General features: G+C 66.7%; 12 protein-coding genes. 6 read left to right on the plus strand and 6 right to left on the minus strand.

Going from position 1 to position 13,443, the window contains the following annotated elements:
* Nucleotides 1-14 precede the first annotated feature (14 nt).
* Nucleotides 15-212, plus strand: a complete 198-nt coding sequence (locus AZSI13_RS07655; protein WP_109040582.1) for a hypothetical protein — start codon at nt 15-17, stop codon at nt 210-212.
* Between the two features lie 104 nt (nt 213-316).
* Here the strand turns inward: AZSI13_RS07655 and AZSI13_RS07660 are convergent, their stop codons facing one another.
* Both AZSI13_RS07660 and AZSI13_RS07665 read right to left on the minus strand, forming a co-directional pair.
* A complete protein-coding gene (locus AZSI13_RS07660; RefSeq protein ID WP_109040583.1) occupies nt 317-1,180 on the minus strand; it encodes a type IV pili methyl-accepting chemotaxis transducer N-terminal domain-containing protein in 864 nt (287 codons plus the stop codon).
* 70 nt (nt 1,181-1,250) lie between these two features.
* Nucleotides 1,251-2,414, minus strand: coding sequence for a class I SAM-dependent methyltransferase (locus AZSI13_RS07665; protein WP_109040584.1), 1,164 nt, complete (start codon nt 2,412-2,414; stop codon nt 1,251-1,253).
* A 101-nt stretch (nt 2,415-2,515) separates the two neighbouring features.
* On the opposite strand from AZSI13_RS07665, the gene AZSI13_RS07670 reads away from it, so the two are divergent.
* The 3 genes from AZSI13_RS07670 (at nt 2,516) to AZSI13_RS07680 (ending at nt 5,211) form a co-directional block, all read left to right on the plus strand.
* A complete protein-coding gene (locus tag AZSI13_RS07670; protein WP_109040585.1) occupies nt 2,516-3,271 on the plus strand; it encodes a pteridine reductase in 756 nt (251 codons plus the stop codon).
* A 39-nt stretch (nt 3,272-3,310) separates the two neighbouring features.
* Nucleotides 3,311-4,207, plus strand: a complete 897-nt coding sequence (ttcA, locus tag AZSI13_RS07675) for a tRNA 2-thiocytidine(32) synthetase TtcA (RefSeq protein WP_109040586.1) — start codon at nt 3,311-3,313, stop codon at nt 4,205-4,207.
* Nucleotides 4,208-4,311: 104 nt separating this feature from the next.
* The gene (locus AZSI13_RS07680; RefSeq protein WP_109040587.1) at nt 4,312-5,211 is read left to right on the plus strand and encodes an adenylate/guanylate cyclase domain-containing protein; all 900 of its coding nucleotides are present in this window, start codon (nt 4,312-4,314) and stop codon (nt 5,209-5,211) included.
* Between the two features lie 309 nt (nt 5,212-5,520).
* On the opposite strand, the gene AZSI13_RS07685 is transcribed toward AZSI13_RS07680, so the two are convergent.
* The 4 genes from AZSI13_RS07685 to argS all read right to left on the minus strand — a co-directional run bounded on the left by AZSI13_RS07685 (nt 5,521) and on the right by argS (nt 9,482).
* Nucleotides 5,521-6,306: an SDR family oxidoreductase gene (locus AZSI13_RS07685; RefSeq protein ID WP_109040588.1), complete on the minus strand. Its 786-nt coding sequence runs from the start codon at nt 6,304-6,306 to the stop codon at nt 5,521-5,523.
* A 76-nt stretch (nt 6,307-6,382) separates the two neighbouring features.
* The gene (locus AZSI13_RS07690) at nt 6,383-7,024 is read right to left on the minus strand and encodes a thiol:disulfide interchange protein DsbA/DsbL (protein WP_201262331.1); all 642 of its coding nucleotides are present in this window, start codon (nt 7,022-7,024) and stop codon (nt 6,383-6,385) included.
* 10 nt (nt 7,025-7,034) lie between these two features.
* Nucleotides 7,035-7,706 carry an SPOR domain-containing protein gene (locus tag AZSI13_RS07695; RefSeq protein ID WP_109040589.1) on the minus strand — a complete coding sequence of 224 codons (672 nt, stop codon included), beginning with the start codon at nt 7,704-7,706 and terminating at the stop codon, nt 7,035-7,037.
* 33 nt (nt 7,707-7,739) lie between these two features.
* Complete coding sequence (argS, locus tag AZSI13_RS07700) at nt 7,740-9,482, minus strand: arginine--tRNA ligase (RefSeq protein WP_109040590.1); 1,743 nt, start codon at nt 9,480-9,482, stop codon at nt 7,740-7,742.
* A gap of 120 nt (nt 9,483-9,602) precedes the next feature.
* Between argS and ubiB the strand changes: the two genes are divergently transcribed.
* Nucleotides 9,603-11,144, plus strand: a complete 1,542-nt coding sequence (gene ubiB / locus AZSI13_RS07705; protein WP_109040591.1) for a ubiquinone biosynthesis regulatory protein kinase UbiB — start codon at nt 9,603-9,605, stop codon at nt 11,142-11,144.
* Between the two features lie 157 nt (nt 11,145-11,301).
* Nucleotides 11,302-13,398, plus strand: a complete 2,097-nt coding sequence (rocD, locus tag AZSI13_RS18295) for an ornithine--oxo-acid transaminase (RefSeq protein WP_109040592.1) — start codon at nt 11,302-11,304, stop codon at nt 13,396-13,398.
* Nucleotides 13,399-13,443: the final 45 nt, after the last annotated feature.

The following is a 13,443-nucleotide window of genomic DNA, read 5'->3' on the forward strand; positions in this document are numbered from 1 at the left end:
TGAAGGAGAACGACATGCTGATCATCATGGATATGGCCTCGGGTCGCCGGGAAGACCCCCTCACCGAACGCTACGACGAGGAAGTGCTGCACGCCGGCTGGACCGAGCTGCCCCGCCTGGAGCCCCGCCTCGAAGTGGTGGCAGCGTCGCAGCCGGAATCACGCATTGATGTGGCAGGCTATCTGGCCACCTTCTACGCCGCCCAGGAATGAAGGCTGTGCAGCCTCCCCCGACCGCCGCCAGGGGAGTTCCTGGTGGCCATGGGTCGGGGCTGCGCCTGCTGAGGCTGCAGAGGGCCGCTTGAACCCAGTCCAACCTAGTTGCGTCGCGGGCCGCCCGGCGCCGCCGCCACCTGGGTGCTGCCATAGGCCTGGGCGTACTGGCGGCTGACGTCGTCCAGCACTTCGGCAATCCGTTCGCTGGTGGTGGCCACGTTGCGGGCCAGGCTCTGCTGGTCGGAGCCGGCACCGCTGCCGCCCCCGGTCAGGGCCTGGTCGAAAAATAGCCATTGGGTCTGGGCCAGTTCCAGGGCTTCCTTCACGGCAGCGGCATTGCCCCGGGCGGAAGCCAGCTCACCGAGCGCTACCGTAAACTCCCGGCGGGCCTGCTCAGCATCCACCTGGCGGCCCTGGCTGCGGTCTCCGGCCACCCCCATCAGGTAGAAGCGGGCCAGGCGCTGGGCCAGCATGTTCTGGCGCAAGGAAAGATCCAGCAGTCGCCCCACGCTGCCCTCGGTCTGCTCCTCGATGAGCAGGCTGAGCTTGCCGCTGACCAGCATCAGGTCGTCACTCACTGCCAGCACCCGTTGCAGGGCCTGGGGCGAATAGGGGGCCCGCAGGGCCGGGCGCAGTTCGCTCCACAGCCCCTGGGCCCGGGCCAGGGACGGCGCGGTGCGACCCTGGCGGCCATAGGGCGCCAGCTCGGCAAGGGCCGATTCCAGTTGTTGGGTGGCCTTTTGTAGCTGGCTACGGGCGCTCTCGGTCTGGATTTGCAGTCCGGCCTGCAGATAGAGCTTGGCCAGGCGCTGGGATTGCAGGCGTAGCTGCCCTGCAGCCACCAGGTCACTGGCCGCAGCAGCGGCCAGGGCATTGCCACCCCCGAGCAGGGCGGCCATCAGGCCGAGGTAGCGGCAGAGGAAGAAAACGCGGGCGGAAAAAAAGCCAACAGGGGGCGGATGCATGGGGGCGCTCCCAACAACGATGTGGGTCGCCAGTAGACACCCTGCCCATTGCAGGAATGTGAAATAGTTCCTACAAAGTGTGGCTACGGTCGCCGCGCCGGAAGCCCGGCAGAGGGGAATCGATCCCCTTGCCCAGGGCGATCACCTTGAACAGTTCGCCCATTTCATGGGGCTGCACCAGCTTCTGCACCATGGCCGCAGCCTTCAGGTAGTCGGGGCTGCCGGCCGGCAGGCGGGCCAGGGCGTCGAGCAGGCCGGCATCCATGAGGAAGGGCCCCTGGGGCAGGTAGCCCAGCACGTCCAGGCCGGCGGCAAAGGCAGCTTCGGCCACGGCGGTGAAATCCACATGGGCGGTGATGTCGGTAAGGCCCGGCAGGTGGAAGGGGTCCGGATGGGCATGGTGGCGGTAATGGCACATCAGGGTGCCGCCACCCCGCTGGGGGTGGTAGAACTCCTGCCGCGGGAAGCCGTAATCCAGCAGCAGCAGCGCCCCCTGCGCCAGGATGGGTGCCCAGGAGGCGGTCCAGGTCGGTGCCGCCAGGCCGATTTCGCTGATGTAGCCGGCAGGGGAAATGGTGCATTCCTCGGCCAAGGCCTCGGCGCGCTGCAACAGTTTGCCGGTAGCAGGGCGCTCCGACCAGGCAAAACGGCCTTCAGCGGCCTGCCAGACCACACCGCGCTCGAAAATGCCCGCCTCGCGCCAAGCCACCAGATGCACCGGCATGGCGTCGAGTACCTCGTTGCCCAGCACCAGGCCGGAGAAGCGCTCCGGCAGGCGATCCAGCCAGACCACCCGGGATGCCAGGTGGGGCACGCGGGCAGCCAGGGTTTCCGCCTGGCGCTGCCGCAGGTCCGGCGAGAGATCGAGGATGGCGTAGCTTTCCGGCAACTGGCCCAGGGCCTCCAGGGCAGCCAGCAGGTCGGCGGCCAGGCGGCCGGTGCCGGCGCCGGCTTCGATGATGTGGGGCGCGCTTGCGGCCATGACCTGGGCCGCCAGGGGGGCCAGGGACTGGGCGAAGAGGGGCGACAGTTCGGGGGCTGTGACGAAATCCCCGGCGGCGCCGAATTTGCGGGCGCCAGCGCTGTAGTAGCCCAGGCCCGGCGCGTAGAGGGCCTGTTCCATGTAGCGGTCGAAACCGATCCAGCCACCCTGGGCCTCAATGTCGGCGACGATGGCGGCAATCAGGCGCTGGCTGTGGGCCAGGGCGTCGGGCGTGGGGGCGGGCAGCGACATGGGCAGAAATCTGGGGAAAAAGTACGGCAAAAGGTACGCGGAAAGAGGCCGGATGATGGGCTAATCCGCTAAAATCCGCAAACTTATCAACAGGGTGAACCATGGGCGGGGAAGGCCGACTGCAAGGCAAGGTAATTCTGGTGACGGGCAGTGCCCGGCGGGTCGGCGCGGCCATCGCCCAGCAACTGCACGAAGCCGGTGCCAGCCTGGCCCTGCACTACCGTTCAGCCACCGCCGAAGCCGAAGCCCTGGCGGCGGCAATGAATGCCCGACGTCCCGCCTCTGCCCACTGCTTTCAGGCCGACCTGGGGCAGATTGACCGCCTGCCCGAACTGGTAGCGGCCGTCGTCGCCACCTTCGGCCGCCTCGACGGCCTGGTGAACAACGCCTCCAGCTTCTATCGCACGCCCCTCGGCAGCATCGACAACGCCGCCTGGAACGATCTGGTGGGCAGCAATTTCCAGGCGCCCCTCTTCCTTACCCAGGCGGCAGCACCCCATCTTCAGGCCAGCAGCGGCGCCGTGGTGAATATCACCGACATCCACGCCGAGCGCCCCCTGGCCGGTTACGCCCTGTACTGCGCCGCCAAGGGCGCCCTGCTGACCCTGACCCGTGCCCTGGCCATCGAGCTGGCGCCCCGGGTGCGGGTCAATGCGGTGGCCCCGGGCCCCATCCTCTGGCCCGAGGGGGACGATTTCGACCCGGCGGCCCGCCAAGCCATCGTTGCCGACACCCTGCTGCAACAGGAAGGCCACCCGGAGGACATCGCCCGGGCCGTGCACTTCCTGCTTGCCGACAGCCCCTATATCACCGGCCAGGTGATCAATGTGGATGGCGGCCGCACCGCCCACCTGTAAATCCGTAATTTTCGACATCCCGCAACAAGGAATCTCCCTGTGGAACGCTCCAACACCCTGCAACGCATCGAAAAATGGCTCCTGCGCGAAACCGGCAAGGCCATCGCCGACTACAACATGATTGAGGAAGGCGACACGGTGCTGGTCTGCGTTTCCGGCGGCAAGGATTCCCACACTCTGTTGCACCTGCTGCGCATCCTGCAGGCCAAGGCGCCGATCAACTTCCGCCTCATCGCCATGAACCTGGACCAGAAGCAGCCCGGTTTCCCTGCAGAAATCCTGCCCGCCTATTTCGAGAAGACCGGCGTCGATTTCCGCATCATCGAGGCCGACACCTATTCGGTGGTGAAGGAGAAGATTCCCGAGGGCAAAACCACCTGTTCCCTCTGCTCCCGCCTGCGCCGCGGCATCATCTACCGCACCGCCAAGGAGCTGGGCGCCAACAAGATCGCCCTCGGCCACCACCGGGACGACATGGTGCACACCCTGTTCCTCAATCTCATCTTCGGCGGCAAGCTGAAGGCCATGCCGCCCAAGCTGGTCACCGACGACGGTGCCCACGTGGTCATCCGCCCGCTGGCCTACTGCGCCGAGAGCGACATCGCCCGCTACTCCCGGGGCATGGAATTCCCCATCATCCCGTGCAACCTGTGCGGCTCCCAGGACAACCTGCAGCGCCAGAAAATCCGCGAAATGATGCAGGAGTGGGACCAGAAATTCCCCGGCCGCACCGAAGCGGTGTTCAGCGCCCTACAAAATGTAGTGCCCTCCCATCTGGCGGACACCCAGCTCTTCGACTTCAAGGGTCTGAAGGCCGGCCTGACGCCCCTGGCCGAGGGCGACACCCTCTTCGATCCGCCCGAACTGCCCCCCATGGTGGCCCCCCGGGACCCGGCCGCCGACGACTTTCCGCTGCCGGTTGTAGCTGCTACCTGATGCGTTTGTTATGATGCCCGCCTAGGGAGTATCAACATAAATCAAATCAAAATGGTCAAATCAACATTCGTTCCGAGCGTAGTCCGGCTCGAGGAGTTGCAGGCATGAGCGCCACCGAAACCGAGCTGGCGGTACTCTTTGCCGACATTTCCGGCAGCACCCGGCTATACGAAAAACTGGGGGATGCAGAAGCGCTCCACGCCGTGGATCGCTGCATCAAGCGTATGGAACGAACCGTGGAGGGCTACCAGGGACGCATCATCAAGACCATCGGCGACGAGCTGATGGTGGCCTTCCCCAACGCCGATTCCGCCTTTCAGGCAGCGGTGGACATGCAGCAGCGGGTGCAGGATTTGCCGCCGGTCTCCGGCGTCAAGCTGGCCATCCGGGTCGGCTTCCACTTCGGCCCCACCCTGGAAGAGAACAACGACCTCTTCGGCGACACGGTGAATACCGCCGCCCGCATGGCCGGCCTGGCCAAGGCCGGGCAGATCATCTCCAACGCCGGCAGCCTGGCCGACGTTTCCCCCCTGCTCCTGGCCTCCACCCGGGATCTGGACCGCCTGCCGGTGAAAGGCAAGGCGGAGGAAATCCAGATCGTCGAAGTGCTGTGGCAGGAGAGCGAAGATCTGACCATGAAGGCCCCCAGCATCGACCCGACCCAGCCGATTCCCGGCGTGGTGCGGCTGTGCGTGCGCCATCATGGCAAGGCCTACCTGCTGGACGACAAGGCCTCCAGCCTGACCCTCGGCCGCGGGACGGAAAGCGATGTCATCATCGAAGACCGCAAGGCCTCCCGCAGCCACGCCAAGATCGAGCGCCGCCGCGACAAGTACGTGCTGATCGACCAGAGCACCAACGGCACCTTCGTTTCCATCGAAGGCGAGGCCGAAGTCTTCCTGCGGCGGGAGGAAATGGTGCTGCGCCACAAGGGCATCATCGCTTTCGGCCACTCCTCGGCCAGCAGCAATGACGTGGAGCTGGCGGAGTTCGAATACCTCTGAGGTCTCCGGCGCCGTCCCGCTGGCAAGGCCCAGCGCCGATCAAGGCAAGGCCTCCCAAAAACACCCCGGCAGCCCCGGGGTGTTTTTTTTGCGGCACCAACGCCATGCCGTCAGCCATATCCCCGGAGATGCAATAAGGACGCCACTCTTCATCATTACCCTGCGGACAGCAAGCAGGGATGCGGCGTTCCCGGCATACCCCCGTCCCTATTGGGTTCTAGGGCAGTCCACGGTGGTCGATGGCAATCAATGAAGCACCCAGCCTCCCCCCACCGCTCCCGACACGCTCGCGGCAGGCCAAGAACAGGACTAATCCAGCAGCCCCCGGGGCTTGTGGGGTGCACTGGCAAAAAGGCGGTCGTAGAGCCAGTTGGGCAGCAGGCGCAGCACCTTGGCCACCACCCCCATCTGCCAAGGAATGACGGTGTAGCTGCAGCCCCGCGTCACCGCCCGGGCAAAGCGCCGGGCGGCTTCATCGGCCGGCAGCATGAAGGGCATGGGATAGGAATTGACGGCGGTCATGGGGGTGGCGATGTAGCCGGGGGCGATGGTCACCACCCGGATGCCGTGGGGCCGCATTTCCAGACGCAGGGACTCGAGATAGGCGATGGCAGCGGCCTTCGAGGCCGAATAGGCCTCGGCCCCCGGCAGACCGCGAATGCCGGCGACGGAAGCAATGCCCACCAGGCGCCGCCCCGGGCCGCCGGCCGCCGTCATGGCGGCGATGAAGGGGGCAAAGGTGGCGGCCATGCCGTAGACGTTGGTATCCATGACCCGGCGGAAGGCCTGCAGGTCTTCCGGGCATTCGGTGAGGGTGCCTACGGAAACGCCGGCGTTGGCGATGACGATATCCGGTGCACCAAAACGCGCGATGAAATCTGCTGCCGCTGCCGCCAGGGCCGGGGCATCGCTCACGTCGAGTGCGTAGGTAGCGTGACCGTGGGCGGCGGCGGGTAGCTCAGCAACAAGCGCGGCCAGGGCCGGAGCCCGGCGCGCCGCCAGGCCGAGTACTGCCCCCTGATTGGCATAGTGCCGGGCAAGCGCAGCGCCGATGCCGCTGGAGGCGCCGGTGATGAAGACCTTGAGGGAAGCCATGGAAATTTTCCGCGAGGGGATATGAAAACGCCCGGAGGGCGAACCGTCCGGGCGATGGCGGGGGGCCGGGGCTGGCTTACTTCTTCTTGCCGCCCTTTTCGGCCCGCACCTTTTCGATCAGCAGGTCGGCGTTGTGCAGCACATCCTTGAAGGACTCCCCCTTGACCACGTAGCGGCCGTCCACCACCACCATGGGCACACCATCCACCTTGTAGGCACGGGCCAGCTGCTCGGCACGGCTCATCTTGCTATTCACCCCGAAGGAGGCGAAGGCCTCGGCGAATTTCTTGCCGTCGGCACCCTGCTTGGCCACCCATTCTTCCGCCGTGCGGGGGTCGAAGAGATTGACGCGCTGCTCGTGAATGGCCTTGAACACCACGTCGTCCAGCTTGGCCAGGTCACCCGTGGTTTCCAGGGCGTAGTAGAGTTTGGCGACGTTGGTCCAGGCCGGGCGACCGAAGGTGATGGGCACCTTCTTGAAGGCCACATCGGCGCCCAGGCGGGCAGACCAGGCGTGGATCAGGGGGTTGAAGTCGGCGCAGTGGGGGCAGCCGTAGGAGAAGAACTCGATCACCTCGATCTTGCCGCCCGCATCGGTCTGAATGGGCGGGTTGATGGGCTGGAACTGGGGGGCCTGCTGGGCCTGAACCGGCAGGGCTACGGCCAGCAACAGCATCAGGGGAGCCAGCCAGCGGCGCAGGGAAAGCATCTGGGTCATCGATTACTCCTTAATCCTTGGATTTGACTACGTTCGCCTCGACGCCGGCCTTGGCCAGTTCGGCGCGAACCTTGTTCACTTCGTCGATCTTGCCGTAGGGTCCCAGGCGCACCCGGTACCATACCTTGTCGCCCACCATCACCTGCTGCACGGTGGCCTCCACTCCCAACATGGCCAGACTGGCCTTCTGATTGTCCGCATCGCCCGGCTTCTGGAACGAACCGGCCTGCAGGAACAGGGGTTCCTTGACGGCCTCCTTGGCGGCTTCCTTGCTGTCCTTCGCATCCTTCTCCTTGGCGTCTTTCTTGGCCTCGGGTTTGGCGTCAGGGGCCGGTAGGGCTTCGGCATTGCCCGGCAGAATCTTGTAGAAGTCGAAACGGGGCTTGTCCGGCACCGGGTCGCCCGGCTTGCCCGGCAGGGCGGCCGGTGCGGCAGCTTGCTGGGCAGCCTGCTTGTCCGCTCCCGACGCCTTGTCGGCACCCTTGGCCGGCAGGGCTTCGGGCGGCATGGGCGCACCGTTCTGGGTCTTGTTGACGAAGGGCATGGGCGCCTTGTTGATGTACCAGGCAACGCCCAGGGCCGCCACCACGCCGAGGATCAGGCCAATGAAAATGCCGATCAGGGTGCCGCCGGCGGATTTCTTCCTGGCGGGGGTCTTGCGGGGTTTCATGTCGCGACTCATGGTTCTCTGCTCAACGCACCGGGCGTGTTTCGGTTACATGGAAGCCGGGCAGGATACACCCAGCAGGGTCATGCCATTGTGGATGACCTGACGAACGGCGGCCGCCAGGGCAACGCGGGAGCGGGCCAGGGCGGCATCCTCCACCAACATGCGCTCGGCATTGTAATAACTGTGGAAGTCGGCAGCCAGGTCCTTCAGGTAGAAGGCCACCTGATGGGGAGCCAGGTCGGCGGCAGCGCTGTCGATAACTTCGGGGAAGGCCGCCAGACGGGCGGCCACGGCCAGTTCCCGCGGGTGGGCCAGCAGGGACAGGTCGGCCGCGGCCAGCTCGGCCTCGTCGCCGCCGGCTTCGCTCCATTGCTTGAGCACGGAGCAGACCCGGGCGTGGGCGTACTGGATGTAATAGACGGGGTTTTCGTTGGTCTGGCTCTTGGCCAGGTCCAGGTCGAAGTCCAGATGCTGGTCGGACTTGCGCAGCACGTAGAAGAAGCGGCAGGCGTCATTACCCACTTCGCCGCGCAGCTGGCGCAGGGTGACGAATTCGCCGGAGCGGGTGGACATGGCGGCCTTCTCGCCGTTGCGGTAGAGCACGGCGAACTGCACCAGGGCCACCTGCAGCTTGGCTTCATCCTGGTCCAGGGCCTTGAGGGCACCCTTCACCCGGGGGATGTAGCCGTGGTGATCGGCGCCCCAGATGTTGATGACCTTGTCGAAGCCCCGGTCGAACTTGTTGAGGTGGTAGGCGATGTCGGAGGCAAAGTAGGTGAACAGGCCGTTCTCCCGCTGCACGACGCGATCCTTCTCGTCGCCGAAGGCGGTGGAACGGAACCACTTGGCGCCGTCCTGCACGTAGAGGTGGCCGCCCTTTTCCAGGCGCTCGACACACTTGGCCACCAGGCCGGTATCGAAGAGGGACTTTTCGGAGAACCAGACGTCGAAATGCACGCCGAACTCTTCCAGATCATCCTTGCCGTCGGCCAGCTGCTCGGAAAGGGCGTGCTGGTGGATGTAGGACCAGTCCTGGCCGAGCAGATTCTTGGCGTTGGCAATGAGGGCGTCGAGGTGGCCTTCCTTGTCCGCTTCCACGTCCGGGGCGCCGGCCACCACTTCGGCAGCACCGCGCAGGTACTTGTTGCCGTGAGCGTCCTTGACCTGCTTGGCCATGTCGCGCACGTAGTCGCCCTGGTAGCCGTTGGGCGGGAAGGGCACCTTGACGTCGAACAGGTCCAGGTAGCGCAGCCAGGTGGAGACGGCCAGGATGTCCATCTGCCGGCCGGCGTCGTTCACATAGTATTCCCGGGTCACATCCCAGCCGGCAAAAGCCAGCAGGCTGGAGAGGGAGGCGCCATAGGCAGCACCGCGGCCATGGCCGACGTGCAGGGGGCCGGTGGGGTTGGCGGAGACGAATTCCACCTGCACCTTTTGCTTGCCGCCTACGCTGGAACGGCCATAGGCGCTGCCCTGGCCCAGCACGGTGGCCACCACGGCGGTCTTGGCATCGGCCTTGAGGGTGAAGTTGATGAAGCCGGCACCGGCGATGTCCACCTTTTCCACCCGGGGCGAGGCCGGCAGTTCATTGACCAGCTGCTGGGCGATCTCCCGGGGGTTCTTCTTCAGGGCCCGGGCCAACTGCATGGCCACGTTGGCGGCGAAGTCGCCGTGGGATTCCTGTTTCGGGCGCTCCAGGGCGATGGGGGTGTCGGCGTGATCCGGGGCCACGCTCTTCAGCGCGGCTTGCAGCAGTTCGGCCAGGTGGGCTTTGATGTCTTGACTCATAGGAAAACCGGGGCGGTGCCAATAGCTTGAAAGGGCGGATTATACCTGCCCGGCGCCGCGGGCCGGGCCGGATTCTGGTATTCTCGGCGGCTCCCTCCCCCTGCCTCCCGCCGATTCACCATGCGCCTGCTGCGCCTCGCCAAAATCGCCACCGTCAGCATCCGTTACGGCCTCGACCAGATGGTCCTGGAACACGAGCCCACGGGCCGCGCCCGGGGCCTTTCGCGGCTGGCCCGGGCCCTGTTCTTCTGGCGCAAGCTGGATCAACGCAGCGAAGCGGAACGCCTGCGCCTGGCCCTGGAGGCCCTCGGCCCCATCTTCGTCAAGTTCGGCCAGGTGCTGTCCACCCGCCGCGACCTGCTGCCCCTGGACATCGCCGAGGAACTGGCCAAGCTGCAGGACCAGGTGCCGCCCTTCCCTTCGGCCCAAGCCATTGCCCAGGTGGAAGCCGCCTACGGCAAGCCCCTGGCGGAAGTCTTCGCCGAATTCGACCCTACCCCGGTGGCCTCTGCCTCCGTCGCCCAGGTGCACTTCGCCACCCTGCACGATGGCCGCGAAGTGGCGGTGAAGGTGCTGCGCCCCGGCATGAAGCCGGTCATCGGCCACGACCTGGCCCTGATGGACACCCTGGCCGGCCTCACCGAAAAGCTGTGGGCCGACGGTAAGCGCCTGAAGCCCCGGGAGGTGGTGGCCGAATTCGCCAAGCACCTCTACGACGAGCTGGACCTGATGCGGGAAGCCGCCAACTGTTCCCAGCTGCGGCGCAATTTCGAGGGCTCCACCCTGTTGCTGGTGCCGGAAGTGCATTGGGACTACTGCACCCCGTCGGTAATGGTGATGGAGCGGATGCACGGCATTCCCATCAGCCAGACCCAGCGCCTGCAGGCCCAGGGCACCGACCTCAAGGCTCTCTCCCGGGCCGGGGTGGAAATTTTCTTCACCCAGGTCTTCCGCGACGGCTTCTTCCACGCCGACATGCACCCGGGCAACATCTTCGTCCATGCCGATGGCCGCTACATCGCCCTGGACTTCGGCATCGTCGCCACCCTCAACGACAACGACAAGAACTACCTGGCGCAGAATTTCCTCGCCTTCTTCCGCCGCGACTACAAGCGGGTGGCCGAGGCCCACATCGAATCCGGCTGGGCCCCCGCCGATACCCGGGTGGACGAGCTGGAAGCGGCCATCCGCGCCGTCTGCGAGCCCATCTTCGACCGCCCCCTGAAGGACATTTCCTTCGGCAAGCTGCTGCTGCGCCTGTTCCAGACCAGCCGCCGCTTCAATGTAGAAATCCAGCCCCAGCTGGTGATGTTGCAGAAGACCCTGCTCAATATCGAAGGCCTGGGCCGTCAGCTGGACCCGGACCTGGACCTGTGGAAGACCGCCAAGCCCTTCCTCGAAAAGTGGATGGAAAACCAGATGGGCTGGCGCGGCCTGGTGCGCAACCTGAAGAACGAGGCCCCCTACTGGGCCCGCAGCCTGCCCCAGATTCCCCGCCTGGCCCAGCAGGCCCTGGCCGCCCATTCCCGGGCGCCCGAATCCACTGCCGCCGCCCTGGCGGAAATCCAGGCCACCCAGGCCCGCCAGGAACGCTGGCTGCGCCTCGCCCTGTTGCTGGTGGCCGGCATCTTCGCCCTGGAACTGGTGCGCAGCATCGCCTGAGCCCCGGGCGGAGCGCGGCGCTCCAGCCCAGGATCCGCCGGGCCGCCACCATCGCCGGCCCGGGCTTGCCCCTTGTCATATCCCCAGAACGATTCCAGCGGTATGCTGCTCTAAAGGTCAGAAGCACTCGACTTCTCCCGTCAGACGGAGGTGTGCCATGGCATCACGAATGATCAAGCTGTTCGGCGTCAATTGTGGCCGCGGCGGGCCGGACCACGGCCCCAGCCAGGGGCCGGAAGTGCTGCGCCAGATGGGCCTGCTGGCCGCCCTGCGGCGGGCCGGGCTGGAAGCCGGTTGGGCCGCCACCCTGGAAACCCCTCTGGGCGACCGCCTCGACAGTCTCGGCGCCCTCAGCCGGGAACTGGCCGATGAAGTCGCTACGGCCATCGCCAGCGGCGCCCTGCCCCTGGTGATCGGCGGCGATCACAGCATGGCTGCCGGCACCTGGCGCGGTGTCGCCCGGGCCTACGCCACGGCCGGTGCGGCACAACCCGGCCTGGTCTGGATCGATGCCCACCTGGATGCCCACACCCCCGACACCAGCCGTACCGGCAACCCCCATGGCATGCCTCTGGCCGCCCTGCTCGGCCACGGCGCCGAGGAACTGGCGGGCATCCCCGGCCCCCGGCTGGACCCGGCCCGCCTGGCCGTAGTGGCTGCCCGCAGTTACGAGGCCGAAGAACTGGCCCTGCTGCGCCAGCTGGGCGTACGCATTTTCACCATGGATGACATCCGCCGCCGGGGCCTGGGAGCCGTACTCGAAGAAGCCGTGCAAATCGCCGGTGGGCCGGCGGGCGGCGGCTTCGGCATCAGCCTGGACCTGGACGCCCTCAACCCCCTGGAAGCACCAGGGGTCAGCACCCCGGTGGAACATGGCCTGGCCGGCGAGGTGCTGCGCCGCTGCCTGCGGGGCCTGCTGCGCAATCCCCGGCTGAGCGCCCTGGAAATCGCCGAATTCAACCCAGAACGGGACCGGGAAAACCGCACCGCCCGCCTGGCCATTGACCTAGTGGAATCGGCCGGCCTGCCGGATGGCGACACCCTCAAGGAATGGGAAGGCCAGTACGGCGCCCGCAACTACGCCCCCCTGCCGGTGGTCCTGGCCCAGGGCGAGGGCAGCTGGCTGTGGGATGTGGACGGCCAGCGTTACCTGGACCTCATGTCGGCCTATTCCGCCGTCTCCTTCGGCCATGCCCACCCGCGCCTGCTGGCCGTCCTGCGGGCCCAGGCCGGGCGTCTGGCCGTGACCTCCCGGGCCTTCTATAGCGAGCGCCTGCCCCTCTTCCTCAAGCGCCTCACCGACGTCACCGGCTACGCCCGCGCCCTGCCGGTGAATACGGGCCTGGAAGCCGTGGAAACCGCCCTCAAGGCAGCCCGCAAATGGGGCCATGAGGTGAAGGGCATCGCTCCGGACCAGGCGGAAATCATCGCCTGTGCCGGCAACTTCCACGGACGCTCCATCACCATCGTCGGTCTCTCCACCGAAGACCAGTACCGGCGCGGCTTCGGCCCCTTCCCGCCGGGCCTGAAGACGGTGCCCTATGGCGACGCCGCGGCCCTGGAAGCGGCCATCACACCCCACACGGCGGCCTTCCTGGTGGAGCCGGTACAGGGCGAGGGCGGCATCATCCTGCCGCCCCGGGATTATCTGGCCCGCTGCGCCGACATTTGCCGCCGCCACCAGGTGCTGCTCATCGCCGACGAAGTGCAGACCGGCCTGGGCCGCACCGGCCGGCTCCTGGCCAGCGAACATGCCGGTATCCGGCCCGATGGCGTCATCCTCGGCAAGGCCCTGGGTGGCGGCCTGCTACCGGTTTCCGCCTTCCTCGCCGACGACGAGGTGATGCAGGTCTTCACCCCCGGCGACCACGGTTCCACCTTCGGCGGCAACGCCCTGGCCGCCAGCATCGCCCTGGAAGCCCTGGACCTGCTGATTGACGAAAGTCTGGTGGAGCGCAGCGCCACCCTCGGCGCCCACCTGCTCTCCCGGCTGCAGGCCATGGACAGCCCGGCCATTCGCGCCGTGCGCGGCCTGGGGCTTTTCGCCGGCCTGGAGCTGGAACCCCGCCTCACCGACGCCCGGGAATTTTGCGAGCGGCTGCTGCAACGGGGCGTGCTGTCGAAGGATACCCACCATACCGTGGTGCGCCTGGCACCGCCCCTGACCATCAGCCAGGGCGCCCTGGACTGGGGCCTGGACCAGGTAGAAGCGGTGGCAGAGGAACTGGGCCGGCGCTTTCCCCGGGCCGCCTGACAATCCGCCGGGGCCATGGCCCCGGCCTAGCAGGGAGGATCGGCC

This window comes from Azospira sp. I13, assembly GCF_003112695.1.
GTDB lineage: Bacteria > Pseudomonadota > Gammaproteobacteria > Burkholderiales > Rhodocyclaceae > Azospira.

Coding starts and splice junctions, on each gene's coding strand:
- AZSI13_RS07695 (WP_109040589.1), bottom strand. CDS start 7,706: ATGAGTCGCGACATGAAACCCCGCAAGACCCCCGCCAGGAAGAAATCC.
- argS (WP_109040590.1), bottom strand. CDS start 9,482: ATGAGTCAAGACATCAAAGCCCACCTGGCCGAACTGCTGCAAGCCGCG.
- AZSI13_RS07680 (WP_109040587.1), top strand. CDS start 4,312: ATGAGCGCCACCGAAACCGAGCTGGCGGTACTCTTTGCCGACATTTCC.
- AZSI13_RS07670 (WP_109040585.1), top strand. CDS start 2,516: ATGGGCGGGGAAGGCCGACTGCAAGGCAAGGTAATTCTGGTGACGGGC.
- AZSI13_RS07655 (WP_109040582.1), top strand. CDS start 15: ATGCTGATCATCATGGATATGGCCTCGGGTCGCCGGGAAGACCCCCTC.
- AZSI13_RS07685 (WP_109040588.1), bottom strand. CDS start 6,306: ATGGCTTCCCTCAAGGTCTTCATCACCGGCGCCTCCAGCGGCATCGGC.
- rocD (WP_109040592.1), top strand. CDS start 11,302: ATGGCATCACGAATGATCAAGCTGTTCGGCGTCAATTGTGGCCGCGGC.
- AZSI13_RS07665 (WP_109040584.1), bottom strand. CDS start 2,414: ATGTCGCTGCCCGCCCCCACGCCCGACGCCCTGGCCCACAGCCAGCGC.
- ubiB (WP_109040591.1), top strand. CDS start 9,603: ATGCGCCTGCTGCGCCTCGCCAAAATCGCCACCGTCAGCATCCGTTAC.
- AZSI13_RS07690 (WP_201262331.1), bottom strand. CDS start 7,024: ATGACCCAGATGCTTTCCCTGCGCCGCTGGCTGGCTCCCCTGATGCTG.
- AZSI13_RS07660 (WP_109040583.1), bottom strand. CDS start 1,180: ATGCATCCGCCCCCTGTTGGCTTTTTTTCCGCCCGCGTTTTCTTCCTC.